The sequence below is a fragment of the Pseudomonas fluorescens genome, from assembly GCF_040448305.1.
Classification (GTDB): Bacteria; Pseudomonadota; Gammaproteobacteria; order Pseudomonadales; family Pseudomonadaceae; genus Aquipseudomonas; species Aquipseudomonas fluorescens_BH.
This window is the reverse complement of sequence record NZ_CP148752.1, coordinates 6,722,613-6,741,580: the sequence shown is the minus strand read 5'-3', so window position 1 is coordinate 6,741,580 and position 18,968 is coordinate 6,722,613. Positions and strand designations below refer to the sequence as shown.

Genomic DNA, 18,968 nt, shown 5'->3' with positions numbered 1-18,968 from the left:
CTTTTATCCACAGCTCTTTTTATCGCATGGCGCTTGACGAAGTTTCGCTGATAGGTTTTGATTGCTTCCGCCATCTTTCGAAACGAAACTTATCCGCTCATGTCGAAGCGCAACACACCTCAGCGTCGTCACAACATCCTCGCCTTGCTCAATGAGCAGGGCGAAGTCAGTGTGGATGAGTTGGCCAAGCGCTTCGAAACGTCGGAAGTTACGATTCGCAAGGATCTGGCGGCACTTGAAAGCAATGGCCTGTTGCTGCGTCGTTACGGCGGGGCGATCACCATGCCTCAGGAATTGGTCGCGGACCTTGGCCAGCCGGTTTCCAAATACAAGCAAGCCATCGCCCGTGCCGCCGTCGCGCGGATTCGCGAGCATGCGCGCATCATTATCGACAGTGGCAGTACCACCGCCTCCATGATCCCGGAACTCGGACAGCAACCCGGCCTGGTGGTGATGACCAACTCGCTGCATGTCGCTAATGCCCTGAGCGAACTTGAGCACGAACCGGTGCTGTTGATGACCGGTGGTACCTGGGACCCGCATTCCGAGTCCTTTCAGGGGCAGGTTGCCGAGCAGGTACTCCGCTCCTACGACTTCGACCAGCTGTTTATCGGCGCCGATGGCATCGATCTGGTTCGCGGTACAACCACCTTCAACGAACTGCTCGGGCTGAGCCGGGTCATGGCCGAAGTCGCCCGCGAAGTAGTCGTGATGGTGGAGGCTGACAAGATCGGCCGCAAGATTCCCAACCTGGAGCTGCCATGGAGCAGTGTCCATACCCTTATTACGGATGAACGCCTGCCGCTTGAGGCTCGCGATCAGATTCAGGCCCGCGGCATCAATTTGATTTGCGCGGCTGTCAGTCAGGAGAAATAGCATGTGTGGAATTGTCGGCGCAGTTGCAGAACGTAACATCACCGCCATCCTCGTCGAAGGCCTGAAACGCCTCGAATACCGTGGGTATGACAGCGCTGGTGTGGCGGTCTACACCAACGATGAAAAACTCGAGCGCATGCGTCGTCCGGGCAAGGTCAGTGAGCTGGAGCAGGCATTGACCAGCGAGTCGCTGGTCGGTCGTCTGGGCATCGCCCACACCCGCTGGGCCACCCACGGTGCACCGTGCGAGCGCAATGCTCACCCGCATTTCTCCGGTGACCTGGCGGTGGTGCACAACGGCATCATCGAAAACCACGAAGCCCTGCGTGAACAACTCAAGGCCCTGGGTTATGTGTTCACCTCGGACACCGACACCGAAGTCATCGCTCACCTGCTGAACCACAAACTCAAGGATCTGAGCGACCTGACCGTGGCCCTCAAGGCAACTGTCAAAGAGTTGCACGGTGCTTACGGCCTGGCAGTTATCAGCTCGAAGCAACCGGATCGTCTGGTCGCAGCCCGCAGCGGCAGCCCGCTGGTGATCGGCCTGGGCCTGGGGGAAAACTTCCTGGCGTCCGACCAGTTGGCCCTGCGTCAGGTCACTGACCGCTTCATGTACCTGGAAGAAGGCGATATCGCCGAAATCCGCCGCGACAGCGTGCAGATCTGGGACGTTGACGGCCAGGCTGTCGAGCGCGAAGCCGTGCAGTATCGCGACGGTGCCGAAGCCGCTGAAAAGGGCGAATTCCGCCACTTCATGCTCAAGGAAATCCACGAGCAACCATCCGTGGTGCAGCGCACCCTGGAAGGTCGTCTGAGCCAGAACCAGGTACTGGTACAGGCATTCGGCCCACAGGCTCCCGAGCTGTTTGCCAAAGTACGCAACGTACAGATCGTCGCGTGCGGCACCAGTTACCACGCCGGCATGGTCGCGCGTTACTGGCTCGAAGAGCTGGCCGGCATTCCTTGCCAGGTCGAAGTCGCCAGCGAATTCCGTTACCGCAAGGTAGTGGTGCAGCCGGATACTTTGTTCGTGACCATTTCCCAGTCCGGCGAAACCGCCGACACCCTGGCCGCGCTGCGCAACGCCAAGGAACTGGGCTACCTCGCCAGCCTGGCGATCTGCAACGTCGGCATCAGCTCGCTGGTGCGTGAATCCGATCTGACCCTGTTGACCCAGGCCGGTCGCGAAATCGGTGTGGCATCGACCAAAGCCTTCACCACGCAACTGGTTGGCCTGTTGTTGCTGACGCTTTCCCTGGGCCAGGTTCGTGGCACCTTGGCCGAAGGTGTCGAAGCAACGCTGGTCGAAGAACTGCGTCGTTTGCCGACCCGTCTGGGCGAAGCGCTGGCCATGGACAGCACTGTGGAAAAAATCTCCGAGCTGTTCGCCGAGAAACACCACACGCTGTTCCTCGGCCGTGGCGCGCAGTTCCCGGTGGCGATGGAAGGGGCACTCAAGCTCAAGGAAATCTCCTACATCCACGCTGAAGCCTATCCGGCCGGCGAGCTGAAACACGGCCCGTTGGCGCTTGTGGATAACGATATGCCAGTGGTGACCGTGGCGCCGAACAACGAACTGCTGGAGAAGCTGAAGTCCAACCTTCAGGAAGTCCGCGCTCGTGGTGGCCAGTTGATCGTCTTCGCAGACGAGAAGGCCGGCATGACCAACGGTGAAGGCACCCACGTGGTGCACATGCCGCACATCCACGACATCCTGTCGCCGATTCTCTACACCATCCCGCTGCAACTGCTGTCGTACTACGTCGCCGTACTCAAGGGTACTGACGTTGACCAGCCGCGCAACCTGGCGAAGTCGGTCACTGTGGAATAAGTTATCCACAGACGAAAAACCTGATTTCAGGGAATAGGAACTGTCGCTAGGGAATAGAAACTGTCGCCGCTTGGAGGCTCCGCTTGGGCCTTCAAGCCTCATACCTGCGCCAGGCGCCCGTGGGTTTAGACAATAAAAACTCTCGCTGAATAAAAAACCGTCGCAGCTCAGGGGCATAGATTGTTCCTCCGGCTGCGACAGCCCCCCGATACCCTTCTCACATTGTCACTGGACCCGGTGGCTCTTCCCACGAGCAATGACATGCTTTTGAGAATTCAAGACGACGAGCTTCTGCACTCGTATATCAGTAGAAGTATACTTCTGAACTTTAACGATCCCTCTGTGAAGTTTTTGGGTCGCATGTCGAAGTCTTCCTTAAGATCCAGTGAAATTAAAACGATAGCGACTGTCATGGGATGGCAAGGCTGCCATGGATTTAACCGGATTCTGCACTGTCACACCGACTACCCAATAGTAGCGTTGTTCAAAAGCCCAAAAGATTTAGCTTATTCAAGTGGTGAATATGTAGTCAGTGAGGGCAGGTGCTTCGGATCAAATAGAGTGGAATCAGCCCTATGTCCCGAGTGTATAAGATGCGATGTAACAGATCTCGGTTTCGCTTATTGGCGTAGAAGTCACCAGAATGGAATGAAGGTTTGTGCGAAACATAACGTCAAGCTTATTTTCGACTGCCCTTTTTGTGGATCTCCTTTCGCTCATAACGGTCATGATTTTGATGTGTTGTGGAAGAGTTGTGAGGGGCGCCATTTAAAAGAAACTTTCTCGTTATGTAATTATGATGATGAGGAATTGAAAAGAGCAAAGCTTTACAGAGAAATGCTTTTTCATGAGTTTCACATCCCTGAGGAGACAGCCCTACGTGCCTTGCTATGCAAGGTAAAATCCATTGAAGCCAGTGGTGGCTGGAATTTAAGGCACTTCAGGGATTTCGATTTTGGAAAGCTCGCCTTAGAACTCGAGAGTGCTCTTCAGCAAGCAATAGATAGATACTGGTTAAATGACAGTAGTTATTACAGCTACGAAGATTTAATTTTCAATTCGCTGTTAGTTGGTTATGTGGATTTTGATGAGTTTCTGGAGTCTATAAAGTATGCGCGTATTAAGGAGCGCGCTATTAATTCGTTATGGCAGACTTATCGAAGCAATAGTCGTTACGCAGAAACCGCAGAATACGTTGATGATGACCAATTGCTCGGGGGAGGGCATTGGTCACGCCCATACCCATCACAGCTGTCCAAACTTTTAGGTAGCAAGGACTGGTTCCATTCTATGAATACACGCTGGTATAAACCTCAGTTTCGAGGAGCCTTTCCTTGATCTAATTGATTATGTTTGGTGTTTGATGAAGAAACGACTAGGAATTTACATTTGAGATCTGGAGTAGCTACTGTGATTGTCAGCGATTAACCGGCGGCTCTGGCTCCAGCCAGGGCGCTGTAGCAGTTGTTGAGAAAGCGAATCGGCTGAACTTCTCAAACCTGCAACAGATTTGCCAAATCTGCTTAATGAGTATCGATGCAATCAGGTGGTCAAGTGGAGTGTAATTTCGCAGCCGGAAAGCATGAAGTACGAGGGGCAACCGCTAGATCGATAGTTCTGCGAAATTAAGGTTAACCAAATCGATAACGGCTCAACTCGACGGGTTCCCGTCTTCATATGGTTTTACGAACATCAAATTCGCCTCTACTGGCTGAAGTGGCCTATTTCGGGATAGTCGAACAGACGCTCAGCATAGGACTTCGCACTTCCAACTCGGTCGAGCAATTGGGGCGGGCCAGTTCCAACAACTGTGACCGGAAGACTCAACTGCGAAACCCGATGTAGGGCCGTAATGAGGGCGGCCAACTCTGGTTCAGCGACGTACTGAAGGTCATCGATAAAGATCACTACGGCCGTCCGTGCATGCCGCGCCGCTTCACCAACATGAGTCAACAAGGTGGCAAAATCCCCTTCGAGATCGCCGTTGTCGGCCAACCCCGGCTCGGGTTCGTAATCGAAATCCACCTCAATATCTTGGTAGCGTCTTTTCAGTGATTTTACGAAGCCTGAGAGCGCTCGGAGCGCTCTAATAGCAGCGTCTTTGGACGCTTGCATAGTGCTCATGCAAAGCAATGCAGCCCTTAATTGTGGGACCACCAGGGAAGACAACGACCGCTTTTCCGATGCTTCCGCATAGACTGCGTGGATACCAATCGACTCTGCGTCCGTCAGCATCTGATTCAGTAGAACCGTCTTTCCGACACCTCGTGACCCAACAATTATGAGGTTTTTTGCTGGTCGCCCAATGCGAACGCGTTCGATCGACACTCGCAATCGTTCACGTAGATCGTCACGTCTAACCTGCTCAGGAGGTCGTGTACCACCACTGGTGGGGTAAGGATTGCCTGTTACGGCCATAGAAATATACTCAAATGGACACTCCCTATACTGCCCAAAACCGCCCCTTCGTGACAGGCTGAAATCGGCCATAAGCAGTTGGTGGACAGACTAGCGGTAAATAGGTAGCGTCGGCCTGCTGCGCTGTATCTACCGCAGTTGAGCTTGCCGTCATCCATGTCGCGTTTCTCCTTGGGCTACGTCGCGTTTGCTGCGACTACCTCCAGGCTAGACAGGGGCTTACAGGACGACAAGGAACATTAAACGACATTACTTTCGCGTTTAAAAGCGACAGTAATGCCGCCTAATAATAGTTAGCCGTCAACAAGAGATTAAATCGGTGAAATTTAAACAAAAGGACCAGGCCGAATATATTCCACTCTCCATTCTTTGGAGCAAGCGCTTCGGGCTCTTTTTGAATATTAAATACCTGGCTCTTGAAGCAATATTCGCCAAACAGATAATTCAGCTTATGAGCAACACATCCTCCGTTGCCGAAGAAGATAAAATTGGAGGATTCCGCGATGCTAGTAAAGGAAACAATGGCACCATAATAGGGCAAGTGTCAGGCGTAGAAAAATTCATCCCATCGAGCCTCATGACAAAATTCGCAGAGCATGCCTTGGTGGGGCTATTAGTAAATAAATATGCTGGCCACTATAAATTTCTAATCAAGTCAGATGGCACAGTCTATTGCCCAACGAACATAGAGGAGGAAGACGACGTAAGCGAGACCCTTTTCAGGGTCAACAAAGAAATGTCTCACCAGCTGGTTTCTTACGTAGGAAAAATAGACTTCTTGTTCCTATCACTTGAAACACTCTCAGTAACTGCAAGCTGGCTACTAACTAATAAAGTTGAGGTTGCTCTTCTAGTTGCTGGTGTTTTCGAGTTTATACGTCGATTCAAAATATAGTAATCGGCTTGCGGAAAAGACACGGGATTTGGCGCTCTTCAACTTGGCCACCGACAGCAAGCTGCGTGCCTGTGACTTAACCAAGCTATGTGTACGAGACATAGCCCATGGGGATCATGTGTCGTCACGGGCCATGGTGATGCAGCAAATCTGAAATTTATTGGCACGTCTGCAGATGTGGATTTTGCGTAGACGCGCGATTTTCAGTCCGGTTTTGAGTACCTGTCGCGCTGAAAAACGTTTTTACACAGCCTCGGTCGTTTCTTGCCGGTCGCGAAGGGCAGAAATCGGCCGATTCTGTTGAAAAAGTCGACCATGGTTTCCGCCGCAGAAAAGTATGCGTCCGAGATTGAAATCTTTACTTTCGGCAGAGGCTTCCGGACTCAAATTTCACGTAGCAGTGTGCAAAAAAGGCGTTTTAACCAGTCAATGACCAGGCTGTTTGGGCGTACCGACTTTTTCAACAGAATCGGCCACAAGCGGTCATTCAAGCTTGATCGAATCAACGAATGGCTTGGCGAGGAGGTAGTGAAGTTCAAGCCCATTGAAACCGATGCGTAGCCTCAAACGGGCCGGCCTTCAAGATGAAATCTGTGAGTTTGCGATTTTGGATACTCATTGCAGATTCCTCCCGGTTCGATCAATCCGCATCCCTAGTTTCGTGCGCTGCCCAGCGCGGGGTTAACTTTGAAGCACAAGTCCTCAGCAGGCTCCCCCCTGAAGCAGCACCATCTGTTCGGCCCTAGGTTCGGGATACTGGGCTACCTTTTTGTACGGCCTCCGCTTCGGCGTTTTGCACCGCGCTTTGAATATAGCCATACAGCTCCACGCAGGCATCGTTATACGCCCTGAGTGCCTTATCGGCCGCTTCACTGGCGGCGGGCAAGTCTTCGGGAGTGGCCACTTCGCGGGCCTTCAATGCCTTATACCAAGCCGCTTCGGCTATCTGTACCGGTCGCAGACCGGGCTTGAGGTGTTCGCTGTCGATCATCGGCATGGCGGGGTTCCTTTCAGTACGTTATTCGTAACGCAGTGGTACTCGCTTGGCCAAAGTCACGCAGAGCGTCCCCCTGTCGACCGGCCTGTCAGTTGTTGGGCCAGATACGGCACACTTTTAGCTGCGCAGCATCGATGTTCAGGCTGGCCCCGATCACTGCGCGTGCTTCGTCTAAAGACAAAAAAATCAGAGGGGCGCTCATCTACTTTTACCGGACTCGTCAGAGCACTGCTCCAAGGGTCAACTCCATCGCCGCTACAGCGGAAAACGCCAGCATAATCACCAACGCGATAAACATCAGGCTCAACTCAGCGAGCTGCTTATAAAGGGGCATCGGCCGTTTCGTGATTCGAGCAATTGATCTATCAGTGGAAGCCATCACCAATTCTCACTTTTGCGTGGAACACCTAATAGATCCAGAAGGCGTACATCAGGATCACCGGCAAGATGAACAGCGCGCCGATCAGGGCGAACAGCCGGCTGGTGGCTGGTGATGCCGCCGCCCACAGGTTGACGGATGGCGGGATGATGTTCGGCCAGATGCTCAGTGCCGGGCCGATGTAACCGAGTAACATCAGCGCCAGGGTGAACACAAACGGCCAGTGCGTATGACGTTGGCGCTGGCAGTTTCGGGTCGAGTTTTTCCGTGCCGAAATCATCCAGCGGTACGGCGTTGACGGTGTTCAGGATAAGGGGCATAGCACAGGGCGGGCTTGACCTGGGCAGCAAGGCGTTGGAACTGCATGGTGGTGTCGCGCGTTTCATTTCTCACCCCTCGCGTCATACCGAATCTGGTGAGCCCCGCCGTCTCCATGATGTCCGGGACGACAGCTGTTGCGGGTCGCAGGGGGTGGTGCAACTAATGAGCCATTTCAATAGGGCTAGGAAAAAGTTCAAATTAATTAACAAGCTGTTTCCGAGGGTTTCAAGCGAGAGAACGGGTGAGGGGGGAATATTCCTCAAATTTGGAGGTAAACGCCAGGTTGGGTGGGTGTAGTACCCCATTTATGGAGAGAGTAGCGACCCTGTTTCACCGACCGCTTTTGGTAGGGGCTGTTTGCCCTGAGGCGACGTGGATTTAACTGGTCGAGAAGGGCCGCTTCGGTCGGTCGTAGAAGGCAGAAATCGGCCAATACCCGACATTTCTCCCCTAGCACAATAGCAGGCGTTTTCGGTCCATATACCGTCACAACCACCGCGTGAACATATCTATTTTCTCCCAGGTCAATTGGGTGTCGAGTTGGGCCAGGACCTGTTCGGCTACCTGTTGTTTTTCCAGTACCAAGCGGACTTGAGTAATGCAGGCGTTCGCGATCGCTCGGACTCAGCCGACTGAATTGAAGGCACTGATTCACCTTCGTGACAATCTGTCATGACATGTTATGACTTCCTTCAGAAACGGACTTTGCCCAACAAATACGGGGTTTAAAGGACGAATGGTCGAGAGGCGTCAAGCGCGGGGAATTGCCGGGAGTTTGCAGCCACTACAGGCTTTTCAGAAAGGCACGTTCGTCGCGGTGAAGTGAACTTCACTTTCTCAACGTGTCACATTAGGTCCTTGTCAAGCGAACTACAGAAGAGGTACAGCCTTATGAGCATGGCCACAATTGTCAGTGCGGTGATTTCCAGTCTCGCACCCAGTGTCTTCGACCAGAACAGCCTGCAAGAACCCGGCGCGCATGTCTCAGCCGTCGAATACCACTACGGGATGGACATCGATGTGAAGCGGGTACTGCAGCGTACCGATACATCCGACAAGACCGGCGTGGTGCCGGTGACCCTGGTCTACGAAGACAGCGAGGGCGAAGTTCACAAGATCCGTTTCCTCGAATGGGGTGGAAGCCCCGCCGACCCCACCAGCATTGCCTGATCCGTCTCGTCGATCGGGTTCCGGGCCTCGCCGGCCCCCAGAAGCGGAAGTTAAACCTCCTATGCACCAAGTGTGATTGAGGTTTTTTGTTACCTGAAAATGGACATGATCGAATGACTAAAAGTTCATTCGCAAAACTCACTATTATCTTGGTGGCGTAATGTCGCAAGATTAATTGATAACAATTGCTGGATCTAAATGGCAGTCAGCAACGGTACATTCCAATCAAACCGTGCCGAGAGCCAAGTTGATTCACTATTGAAGCCAAGAGGTCACCATGGAACTTAGTATGTTTTCTTCGTCCACCGTGGAATATGTGCGCTTGGGCGTTGTATATTTTCATCTTATCGCCTGCTGCGTTGCAATTGGGCTGGTCTTGACCAGTGACATTGAAATGGTCAAGCAACTCCTGAAAGGGAATGCGTCAGGTCACCACGATGACGCGCACATGGAAAGCCTTCAAAAAACCGTATCGCTTGCACTTGTAGCGCTTTGGATTACGGGCATTGCCATTGTCGGGATCGATTATGCCGGCAAGGGGATGGAGTATTTCCTCAATCCCAAACTGCAAGCCAAGATCGGCATAGTTGTGCTGTTGACCTTTAACGGCTTCCTGTTGCATAGCGCTGTATTGCCGGCGCTGAAAAAAGCCGGTTCGTTACTCAAACTTTCCTTCAGCCTGCGCATGCTGGCGCTGTTCTCCGGCGCCCTCTCTGGCGTGTCGTGGTTCTATGCCGCCATGCTGGGTGTTGGTCGTCCGCTGGCCTGGAAGTACTCGCTGGTGGAGTTGCTGGCAGCCTATCCGGTTCTCATCGTCGGTGGATTCGCGATGATGGTACTGCTCACTGCCTGGGCAAAAAGCAGAGACGCTGAAGCGCGCATGGAGCAAGGCACCTGGTCACCAGGAAACGCCGCCCTGGCTGGATGGTGAAGCCAGGTTGAACAAGGAAGTTCAGCTTCAGTAAATAAATTCCGCTTTTAGCTGTTAACAAAATTTCACTTGAGGATACCCAAATGAAATCCATGAAAGTTCTCTTCGTAGTCGCCACCCTGACCGCTTCTTCTCTGGCCATGGCCACCGGTGGCGGTGATAAGACCTTCGCACGCATGGAGTCGGCCCGGAAAGTCTCGATGGAAACCTACCAGGTTGCACAGAAACAGAAGACTGAAACCGCTGTCGCTGAAAGCAAAGCCAAGGCGACCGATCGCGCCAAAAGCTGATCTGTGTAGCGCGTCCCCAGGCCGACAGAAATGTGCTGTCTCAAGCCTCAAAAGCAGCACCCAAGGTGCTGCTTTTGCTTATTTAACCGAAATCCCGCTTACACAAAATCTTGTGTGTTGAATCCACAGCCACAAGCGGTCATTCCTGACCGCTAGCAAGCGGCCTTACGATTGCACTGCATGGGTTGCTGGCCTGACGCCTGTGCACGATGCCCTGCAACCAGGCATCACTCCCTGTTCAGCACATCGATGATAGGGCAAGCGGCCCCGCCGTCGCCTGCATCGCACTCCAGCACCAGTCCGCCCAGCACCTGCTGCATTGCTGCAAGGTCGGCCATCTTTTGCTCGATCAGGGCCAGTTTGCGCACGGCCAGTGCTCGAGTCTCGCGACAAGTGCAGGCCGCATCCAGTGTCAGCAGTGCGCCCACCTCATCCAGCGTGAATCCCAGCGCCTGCGCCCTCTTGATGAAGCGCAACCGTTTGACCTGCTCCGGTAGATAGCACCGATAACCGCTTAGCGGCTTTGGCGGCTCATCCAGCAAGCCGCGTCGCTGGTAATAGCGAATAGTCTCGATATTCACCCCGGCAGCTTCCGCCAACTTGCCGATATTCAGCTCTGTCGCCATCACATGCCCCTTGATTCTGTACCCGGGTACGGAGTGTAGAGTGACTCTAGGTTAGATCGATTCAATGGAGAAAACGATGGCTCAACAGATCGGCGGATCCTGAGGCGTTGACCAAGGCGACGATGAATGCGGGTTATCCCTCCACCGTGCACAAAGAAGCAACTATGAGCGCCGTCATCCTCGAATCCGTGTTGATCTGCCCACATTGCGGTTTCGCCAAGCAGGAAGCCATGCCCACGGACGCCTGCCAGTTCTTCTACGAGTGTGGCAATTGCAAAACCCTGCTACGCCCGAACCCCGGTGACTGCTGTGTGTTCTGTTCGTTTGGCACGGTGAAGTGCCCGCCGTTTCAGGAGCAGCACGGATGCTGTGGTACGGCCTAACCTATGTTTATTCCGTTTATCAGACGCCCCTAACGCGCCTCCAACGGTGGTTATGGGAGGTTAGTGACATGTGGAATCACGCTCTGGTGGTCGTGATGGTCTACCTGACTATCAGCCTCACCATCGGCTGGTTGTATACCATGGCTCTCCTGTATTGGCTTTGACCCAATTGGTGACGATCGGTCGGTCCGCATTTGGTGCCGTTTTCGGCAGGTAGCTTTGTCCCGATCACAGTCGTTGGGGAGTCGCTGCAATGGGTCCAGGCTGTGTGAAAACGTTTTAGAGCAAATTTGACAGTCAGAATCGGAGCAAGAATCGCGTTCCTACGTAAATTTTCGGTCTGCTGTCCAACCAACAATCGGCAGATTTTACGTAGCAACGGAGACTTCAAAACAGTGAATGCGTTTTCACACAGCCTGGGTCGATTGCCGCCAGTGACGTCAGGCCGGGGGGCCTCCCAGAGAGATCGTCCGGGTTAGTCACCAAATGAAAGCCGTTCAACGCCGAGCCTGCTGCCTCGTGAAAATCCACCTACATCGACTTGATCGAAACCACTTCGACAAATCGGAATTTTTTCCTAGCCGCCTTAGTAGCTTCTTGCTCAGCCAGGAGGGTACTCAGCGTATCGGCCTCGTGGACCATCTCGTGCGTCTTACCTTCAAATTCATTGCCCACCCGTAGCGTGACTCTCAGCCTGGGCGTGAATGCTTTCGCAACTTTCTTTTTCTCTGCCGCGTTCGCCGACTGCGTGATCACGATATCCGAGAGAGGTTTTTGCACTGGAGGCGCACTGCCCTGCGCAACTTGCTCGCCACCACCGAACAGCGCCCGACGCATCTCTTCTTCAGTTAATACTGGGTTCATGCCAATTCTCAGAGGGATGTTATGAGTAGCTAGTACGATTCTATCAGCATGACGAATTTCTCCAGTAGCGAGTCCCCTCTGATCAGGTCTAAACCTTTGGCTACCACGGCTGGAGGATTTAGGTTCGCTGTGTACCGACACGGCCACGTAAGGCCAAACCAAAGCTGACTGCGGCGACGGGCAGCAATCAGCCGTTTCCGATCCGATCAGCCGTGATAGATACAAACTCGCCAGCGCGCCTTGCTGCGGCTCCAGATTTTTGCCCTGAGTGTGTGTAGGGGGCCGAGCATATCGGATTAACATCCCACCTTCTCAATGCGACATCTATCGCATTTCATGTCGCATGATAATTGAAAACCTACGACAGACTCACGCGACATCACAAAGCCTTTACCGTCAAGCCCGAGTGAGTTGTCGCATAACTTAGAAGTTATGCGACAGTTTTTTCAAAGCCGCCACACCAGTATCAAAGCGCCAGACCAAACGTAAAAAGTGAGCTCACTCATCTTGAACGCTGCGCCCACAGCCACTCCTAAATTCATAAGTTCGTTAGTCATCATCAGCCATATGACCATGCGAGGGGGGTATTGCCGCTTGCCTCACGTAAACTCCCGAGACGGCTCCCCATTAATCTGTATGGTTTGAGTGAGGCAGTAGCCACGATTTCTGACTGCGCGAAAGAGATAACTTCCTCCAGCGCTTTTCTTGAATTTTATTTGCAGTCTACTCAAACTCATCTCCAGGCCGCGATAGAGGTCAGGCTCTCTCCCAATACTACTAATTAGCTCTGCTCTACTGATTACGCGCGCCTCCTTGAGGAGCATGTTTTTTACAATTATGTTCTCAATATTTGTTAAATGTATTTGATTGGCGCCGTCGAATAGGATTCGATTGTTTATATCGAGCTTCCAGCATTGAGGGTCTTGAAGTGATATCTCTGTAAAGTTTGTCATGGTTTTGATTATAAAATTCATAGATGTAACAAAAAACAAATCGTAAAAAATATTACTTATTCTTGTCTCCCGCAATGTAGTTTTATGAACGTTTTTTAAACGTAGTTTTTATTAGAGTGACTGCACAGCAGGTTGTGGATTTACAGTAATATATTTGCAAGTTAGATATTAAGTTCTTACAGTAGAATTAGTTTGTTAAAGTTCTTAATTATCCAGATTCAAAGTTAATGAATGATTTTTAAAAATACCAAGCATGCTAATAGATATCCAGCTTGCTATTTGTAATAGTCTATTGCTGTTTTGGTAACAATGTGCAGTCCAGCCGACAGCGCACCAGTAGGGGAGGACGCAGAAAACGGAGATTTTTGTACGTTAAGCCCCGTGAGACGGCTGTAAGCCGCAAGGGGCTTAGCCTGCGTCCAGTTGAAGTACACCTCAATCAGGCGTCAGGTCGATTACTCGCCTCCCGTCAGAGTAGGGTCTATTTTTGCATTTTCTGACGCTACGGCGTCCACCTCTACGACCTCACCTGACAGACGGAGCGCTTAGCGTACGAAAATTTCCGTTTTCTCTATTCGCCCCCTCAATTAGCTGTGCAGGTTTTTATGCAATGATCGGCGCTGTGTCACCGTCGCGGCATGCGTAGACCTTGCGGATATGCTTGATCACGCGGATTTAACTTCCGTTCTGCGCAGTCTCGTTCGCTTACCTTGACTCGGCTTCGCAGTCGGACAGCATCGGCGGCGGGATCGAATCAATGGGACATAAATCCCTTAACTGTTCGCTGGGTAAATGTCTGCCGGCTACGACCGGCCGGTATGGGTCGGTTTCAGCCATTCGCGACAGGTAGCAATTGTCCAAACTCGACCTGCGCGTAGTCCCCCTATCTTCAGTCTCACCTTTGGCGTGGACGAGCAAAAGATTTCGTGACCGCAAGCATGAATTGAAAACCGCTACTACCATCTCCTCTGCCGCTGTAGTGATTTCTGCGGATCACCACATCGAGGAGCATCCAATGACGAGTTCTACTTACTTAAGACTGGCATCCCTGTTGAGCATCGCTCTTCTATACGCAAACGTCGCTCAAGGGGAAATGTGTACTTGCCCGAAAAAACCTCTCGGAACTGAGTGCAACAACAATTGCAAAGATAATCCAGATGGCGTCGTATGGATAAGCCATGCACCTATAGTGCGATCTGACCCGGGCGTACCAGCGGCCCTTCCACCCCCGCCTAGAGACAGGGACGATGATCTAAAAAATGAACGAGAATCGTCGATTCAACGCCTCCAAAGGCAATAAAACAAAATTTACTTTATCGGTGTTATCAGATGGAAAATTGTACTCCGACAGCAAATTTGTTTTGGGTGCCGCTCACTAAGATCCTGATACCCTGGCTCGCCGTGGTAGCATTGCTCACATTAATTTCCATTATCGCATACCGACTAGTTATAAAAGAAAGATCAAGAGAAGCCTACGGATTAATTGCATCATTTGTCGCGATAGGTGCTCTGCTGGGCATCACAGCGGGAGCTTCGAAAAGCCCAGTGATTGGCACGTTTCTTCCCGCTTTGATTACGCTAATTACGGCAGTTGTGGGGTATCTATTTACGCGAGACAGTCTTGAAAAATGGCGCCCAATAATCCCTTTTTGCTTAATTGGGATGATGATGGCCAGCGTAGTTAATATGTTTGCAGGGACGTCTTTAACCGAGAGACATCGAAGTTATGAACGAGACTATGAAGTTTGGCTACTAGAACAAAAAATGCTTATTGATGTTCAGAAGGAATTCATGCTCTTGAAGGCAAAAGAAGGAAAATATGCTTCATTTCCTCCGCCGGGGAGTGCGACTCCCTGTGAATAGAGATGAGAGCATGGCAGCACTCGAAAGCGCTATCCCCACGAGTCGTTCACCAAGAAGCAGGAGAGGATATGCCAGAGGCAGGATGAAGAATTTATCCGGACTATCGCTCACAAAGCAGTGACGTCCCAGGTTGAGATCACCTCGCTATGGGTTGTCGGCTCGTACGCCCGCTGCGCGATGAAACGCGGCGATCTAGGCCTTGCCCTCGAGTACAGGCTCGTTGAAGGCCAGCATCCGTTACCTCGGACTCATGACCAAGACATTCTTCGGCACTCCTCAGTACATTCGCGACTACTTTAGAACGCCGAAGCAGCACCTCTGGTGTTGTGTTCCAAGATGCTATTCAAATTTGGGCCTGGCCTAGCTGCGATTGGAGAGCGGCAATCACATACCTTAATCCCTGAGTGGCTAGGCGATGGAACGCAGCTCACTCCCTCATTATCGGGTCAATCACCTGTGTTAGCAGGTGATTGTGGCCCTCTACATGCCAGTTCGCCCATATCCGCCCTTTATCATCCGGCTCCAAACTCAGCCAGTTGCGTTCTGGAACCAGATAGTGGCCTTGGTATCCTATTGGCAGCATCGTAGCCGTAATGCCGTGTTCAATTACTTCTTGGCTTGCTCCAAATTTCTCCATGAAATAAACGGCAACCGCCGGCGGTGGCGTATGCACGACACCAGTTGATATCAGCTGAAAGATGACCCCAGCTCCACCCTCAATATGTTGGGGTAATTTAGACTCAATCACGCATGCCGCTGCCACATGCACATCGCCTGAAACCAATGTCACTCTCGTCTTTCGGGCTGAAAAGTTCAGCAGTCGCTTGATCAACCGCTGCCTCTCATCCTTGTGTGGTTTACTTCGCCAGTGGTCCCGCAAATCATCCTCCAGCTCCCATTGACCAGGTAACGCGTTGAGTGCCTTTTCAGCAGAGTTGAGATCGATATAGGCCACCGGAATGCTTGAAAACACAATCAAATGCTTGAGATCCGAGGTGTTGGTATCGTCCAGCCAATTGAATGTAGCGTTCCAGGTGTCCGAAGATGCTATTTGGGTAGGCGTGAAGGTACCGTCTATTTCTATATCGGGTTGACGTTCACTCCGTAGGTCTGGAACTAGAAGGGCTATCTCGCCTAAGCCCCGATACCCCAAGCTGTAGCCATGAACACCGGGCACCGCTGCAGGATGGACCTCGTTTTCCCCTAGCTGTTGCTGAAACAAACGGAAGTACTGAGAAGCCACTCGGAAGATATTTTCGTGCACTCCGCACGTGTGAAGATCTTGTGGATAGGAACCCCAACCGTCGATGATATCGTGGTCGTCCCACATCATCACGCTGGGAATGGAACGGAACATCTCCAACGGCCCTTCTTGGTTCCACCTCTTCACATACAGGTGGGCGAAGAACTTGTCCGCCTGATCTTGCATCGCAGGGGTCCAAGGAGCGCAGACCTGATCGGAGTGCCAGAGATCAGACCATTCCTGCAAAGGACCATCCTTGACCATCAACTCGTCGCTATAGACTTGATCACCACCAAGGATCAGAAGGTTGAACGCCCTTTTTTTGTGTCGCTCCGCCATGTTGAGCCATCGCTCATTCTGGCGGTCTTTTACCTTCTTCCTGTACTTGTCAGCAGAGAAGCCATTGCAGGAGCCGTAGGCCATTCGTGGTGAAACGCCCTTTGCGGGCACATGGAATGTCCCATCGATGCCAGCAATCGTGTAGCTACAGGACTCGGGTTCGGTTCCAGGCTTCTGTTCAGTGCTCAGGTCAATTCGCCAAACGGTCCATGTTGGATGGTTGAAAGGTATGTCTGCGAGGTTGGTTACTGCGTTGACCTGACAGGTGGGAACGTTATGAGCTGGTTCAGGATCGCCAAGATCTTGGACCACCAAGGCTGATACGTGGTAGCGCCCCCCATGGACGCCACGAAAATTCAGAATCGGGCCGAGTAACAGGCTCATGCGCTGTTCTCCTTGGCGACGTTAAATGAACGCCTGGTCCTTGCTGGCTCGGACTACTCAGCCTACTGCGCCGGCCGCGGCGTGGCGGGTATAGCAGGTTGATAGTAGCTAACATCGGAGATTTTGCTGGGCGCTCCGATATCGACCACACGTTGACCAATTTCGCCCGTTCGGAAATCAGTTATTCACGATTCCGTTCGATTATCTGTCGAGCGACTAGCCATGGTTTAGGAAATGCTGATCTAACTGACCTCGTACTCGGCAGGTTAGTAGGGGCGATCTACAATCACTAAAATGCCAAATGGAGAGTTTTTTAATGATGCTAGAAGACCAGCTTGGCCGGGTTAAAGAGATTCTCGTAACCCAGGAGCAAAAGTACCGACGGTCTTCTACTCGTTGGAAGGTCGGGTATCGTGTGCTGTTGGTGTTCTCTGCGCTCCTTGCCTCTGCTGCGGCGATCATCTCCAAACTCTCCTTCATCCCTAATCATGCAGGGGAGGACTGGTCGTCAATCCTTGCGGCAACCGCAGCGGTGATGACCACGTTGCTTGCTGCTCTAGATTTTGAATCGAACTTCCGTATCAACCGTCGCTCCCGCCATGAGGTGCAGTTGCTATTACTTGCAGCGGAAAAGGCGAATGCCAATACGGACGAACTGCTGGACGGACTACAGAACGTAATTAATCGGCGTACGCACGATCTAGATAAAGCGGATTGACCGTCGATCTCAATTTCGCGTGCTTTGCGGCGCTCCGCTATCCACTGAAGAATCAAACACGCCGCGGGTGAATTGACATGGTTGAAGCAAGAACACTGACAGTGAGGCACGGAAGCTCAGGGAGAGCAGAAGAATGCCAGGAAACGTCGTGGGAAGGAGCAATTGTGCTCCAGCGCTCGGCAGACGTTCAAAGCGGTCACAGGACACTACGAAGAGATCTCCCCCGGCCCTAAGGTGTGTTCGCCGGACGCTTGCGCGGATCCGGCTAAAGCTTCTGGCCGATTACTGCCTGTCGCTAGGGCCTGAAATCGACCCTTTGCAGACATTCATAACGTTTGTGCTAACCGGCGCGGCGCGGTCCCATAGAGAGTCGAACGACTTGAACCGTTTGTTAGCCGTATATTTCGAAAATATAGATACTGTGCTCATTTGAAATGTCTTTTTCAAAAACACGAGCCAGTCTAATGTTTTTATTAAATGGATCTAAAGTGGATTTTATATCTTTCAGTATGATTTTATTAAAGTGTGCGGTTTCGCCATTTTTTGATCCTGCCGAAATATTGAATTCAACTCCTGCTGGCGTGGAAAGCAGGGATGAAAATCCGTTGCTATTGTTGTTTAAATACACTTTCATTACATTGTCGGTAGCCATTATAAAGTATTTTTTTGCTACACCTAGAGTAAGATAGTGTAGCTTGAGCAAGTCAATTATCAGCTTTGCCATATATCCTGTACGATCCTGCTTGTTGCTTGGGATTTTTTTAAAGTACTTCATTTCAACTGCGGTTAAATGCTCTTTATTTGAGTTGATTAGCACAAAATCCACTTCTCGACCTTTAAACTCGCTGTGCGGATGTGGGTATTCTAAAAGGCAATTTGATATTTCAATTCCTGAGCTTATTAGTGATCCGAAGAAGTCATATCTAAGGCAGTCCTCAGATATTAAGTCAGTACTATGGCTGTTTAATCTTTTCTGAAAATTATCTGTGAATTTTTCGAACTGTTCAGTGGAGTGTGCCATGATAACTCTTTATGTGTATGGCTAATATTTAGGTTAAGGGGGCCACGTAACGCTGCCCCAGTGAGCGAAGCGAACGGGGTTGAGCGCATTGTTATAAGCCTGCCTGCGCGACGGCCTTGAATTTTGGCCACTGGTTATAACCGATACTTGGATTGTTTGATTTGAGCTCTTTGATGAGCTCGACCTCTTTTAGGTTTACTTCCTTGTCTCCTGCCGCTTCTGACTCCCAGAGGATTTGCTTGCGAACTGTAAAGTCACGCATTTGCTCAGCGGTAAAGTCACGCTCAATTAGCTTGCTGTCGGCGCTGCCAAAATAATTTAGCGTTCCGGTCAGGTCTTTACCGACATAAATTTTGCCATTTGGGTACGTGATTTTATAAATGACTTTCATGGGTAGCGCCGGTGCTGGATGGCATAGGTTTATAACTACTGCTGCCCTCTAGAGTCGAAAACAGCATCAGTG

Annotated in this window: 18 protein-coding genes and 2 pseudogenes; 12 read left to right on the top strand and 8 right to left on the bottom strand. The window is 51.5% G+C overall.

The features are described 5' to 3' along the window. Positions 1-99 precede the first annotated feature (99 nt). From WHX55_RS30880 to WHX55_RS30870, 3 genes are all read left to right on the top strand, one after another. Complete coding sequence (locus WHX55_RS30880) at positions 100-876, top strand: DeoR family transcriptional regulator (protein WP_150728262.1); 777 nt, start codon at positions 100-102, stop codon at positions 874-876. A 1-nt stretch (position 877) separates the two neighbouring features. After that, positions 878-2,710, top strand: coding sequence for a glutamine--fructose-6-phosphate transaminase (isomerizing) (glmS, locus tag WHX55_RS30875; RefSeq protein WP_353741776.1), 1,833 nt, complete (start codon positions 878-880; stop codon positions 2,708-2,710). A 648-nt stretch (positions 2,711-3,358) separates the two neighbouring features. Further along, positions 3,359-4,048 carry a hypothetical protein gene (locus WHX55_RS30870; RefSeq protein ID WP_151214276.1) on the top strand — a complete coding sequence of 230 codons (690 nt, stop codon included), beginning with the start codon at positions 3,359-3,361 and terminating at the stop codon, positions 4,046-4,048. A 366-nt stretch (positions 4,049-4,414) separates the two neighbouring features. On the opposite strand, the gene WHX55_RS30865 is transcribed toward WHX55_RS30870, so the two are convergent. Then, complete coding sequence (locus WHX55_RS30865; protein ID WP_257605540.1) at positions 4,415-5,038, bottom strand: ATP-binding protein; 624 nt, start codon at positions 5,036-5,038, stop codon at positions 4,415-4,417. A gap of 409 nt (positions 5,039-5,447) precedes the next feature. Here WHX55_RS30865 and WHX55_RS30860 point away from each other — a divergent pair, with 409 nt between their 5' ends. The 3 genes and pseudogenes from WHX55_RS30860 (at position 5,448) to WHX55_RS30850 (ending at position 6,584) form a co-directional block, all read left to right on the top strand. Then, a complete protein-coding gene (locus WHX55_RS30860) occupies positions 5,448-6,023 on the top strand; it encodes a hypothetical protein (protein WP_150728266.1) in 576 nt (191 codons plus the stop codon). After that, a pseudogene (locus tag WHX55_RS30855) lies at positions 5,983-6,171 on the top strand (integrase); the annotation flags it as partial. The gene WHX55_RS30860 and the pseudogene WHX55_RS30855, both read left to right, overlap by 41 nt. Before the next feature lie 167 nt (positions 6,172-6,338). After that, complete coding sequence (locus WHX55_RS30850; protein WP_150728267.1) at positions 6,339-6,584, top strand: hypothetical protein; 246 nt, start codon at positions 6,339-6,341, stop codon at positions 6,582-6,584. Between the two features lie 181 nt (positions 6,585-6,765). Here the strand turns inward: WHX55_RS30850 and WHX55_RS30845 are convergent, their stop codons facing one another. After that, positions 6,766-7,020 carry a hypothetical protein gene (locus tag WHX55_RS30845; RefSeq protein ID WP_150728268.1) on the bottom strand — a complete coding sequence of 85 codons (255 nt, stop codon included), beginning with the start codon at positions 7,018-7,020 and terminating at the stop codon, positions 6,766-6,768. Positions 7,021-7,427: 407 nt separating this feature from the next. Beyond that, positions 7,428-7,640, bottom strand: a pseudogene (locus WHX55_RS30840) (cytochrome d ubiquinol oxidase subunit II); the annotation flags it as partial. Between the two features lie 971 nt (positions 7,641-8,611). Here WHX55_RS30840 and WHX55_RS30835 point away from each other — a divergent pair. From WHX55_RS30835 to WHX55_RS30825, 3 genes are all read left to right on the top strand, one after another. Next, positions 8,612-8,890, top strand: a complete 279-nt coding sequence (locus WHX55_RS30835) for a DUF2790 domain-containing protein (protein WP_008047217.1) — start codon at positions 8,612-8,614, stop codon at positions 8,888-8,890. 277 nt (positions 8,891-9,167) lie between these two features. Further along, the gene (locus tag WHX55_RS30830) at positions 9,168-9,821 is read left to right on the top strand and encodes a hypothetical protein (RefSeq protein ID WP_151214277.1); all 654 of its coding nucleotides are present in this window, start codon (positions 9,168-9,170) and stop codon (positions 9,819-9,821) included. Positions 9,822-9,904: 83 nt separating this feature from the next. Beyond that, positions 9,905-10,111 (top strand): co-regulatory protein PtrA N-terminal domain-containing protein, encoded by a 207-nt coding sequence (locus WHX55_RS30825; protein ID WP_150728270.1) that lies wholly within the window; start codon positions 9,905-9,907, stop codon positions 10,109-10,111. A gap of 227 nt (positions 10,112-10,338) precedes the next feature. Here WHX55_RS30825 and merR read toward each other — a convergent pair whose 3' ends face one another. Continuing rightward, the gene (merR, locus tag WHX55_RS30820; RefSeq protein WP_151214278.1) at positions 10,339-10,737 is read right to left on the bottom strand and encodes an Hg(II)-responsive transcriptional regulator; all 399 of its coding nucleotides are present in this window, start codon (positions 10,735-10,737) and stop codon (positions 10,339-10,341) included. A 164-nt stretch (positions 10,738-10,901) separates the two neighbouring features. Between merR and WHX55_RS30815 the strand changes: the two genes are divergently transcribed. Beyond that, the gene (locus WHX55_RS30815; protein ID WP_150728272.1) at positions 10,902-11,120 is read left to right on the top strand and encodes a GDCCVxC domain-containing (seleno)protein; all 219 of its coding nucleotides are present in this window, start codon (positions 10,902-10,904) and stop codon (positions 11,118-11,120) included. A gap of 531 nt (positions 11,121-11,651) precedes the next feature. Here WHX55_RS30815 and WHX55_RS30810 read toward each other — a convergent pair. Beyond that, positions 11,652-11,984: a hypothetical protein gene (locus WHX55_RS30810; protein WP_150724753.1), complete on the bottom strand. Its 333-nt coding sequence runs from the start codon at positions 11,982-11,984 to the stop codon at positions 11,652-11,654. 2,282 nt (positions 11,985-14,266) lie between these two features. On the opposite strand from WHX55_RS30810, the gene WHX55_RS30805 reads away from it, so the two are divergent. Further along, positions 14,267-14,800: a hypothetical protein gene (locus WHX55_RS30805; RefSeq protein WP_150728273.1), complete on the top strand. Its 534-nt coding sequence runs from the start codon at positions 14,267-14,269 to the stop codon at positions 14,798-14,800. A gap of 427 nt (positions 14,801-15,227) precedes the next feature. Here WHX55_RS30805 and WHX55_RS30800 read toward each other — a convergent pair whose 3' ends face one another. Beyond that, complete coding sequence (locus WHX55_RS30800) at positions 15,228-16,766, bottom strand: alkaline phosphatase D family protein (RefSeq protein ID WP_150728274.1); 1,539 nt, start codon at positions 16,764-16,766, stop codon at positions 15,228-15,230. A 316-nt stretch (positions 16,767-17,082) separates the two neighbouring features. On the opposite strand from WHX55_RS30800, the gene WHX55_RS30795 reads away from it, so the two are divergent. Further along, a complete protein-coding gene (locus WHX55_RS30795) occupies positions 17,083-17,484 on the top strand; it encodes a hypothetical protein (protein WP_191628095.1) in 402 nt (133 codons plus the stop codon). A gap of 391 nt (positions 17,485-17,875) precedes the next feature. Here WHX55_RS30795 and WHX55_RS30790 read toward each other — a convergent pair whose 3' ends face one another. Next, on the bottom strand, positions 17,876-18,505 hold the full coding sequence (locus tag WHX55_RS30790) for a hypothetical protein (protein ID WP_151214279.1): 630 nt from the start codon (positions 18,503-18,505) through the stop codon (positions 17,876-17,878). A gap of 91 nt (positions 18,506-18,596) precedes the next feature. Continuing rightward, positions 18,597-18,896, bottom strand: a complete 300-nt coding sequence (locus WHX55_RS30785; RefSeq protein ID WP_151214280.1) for a GIY-YIG nuclease family protein — start codon at positions 18,894-18,896, stop codon at positions 18,597-18,599. Positions 18,897-18,968 lie beyond the last annotated feature (72 nt).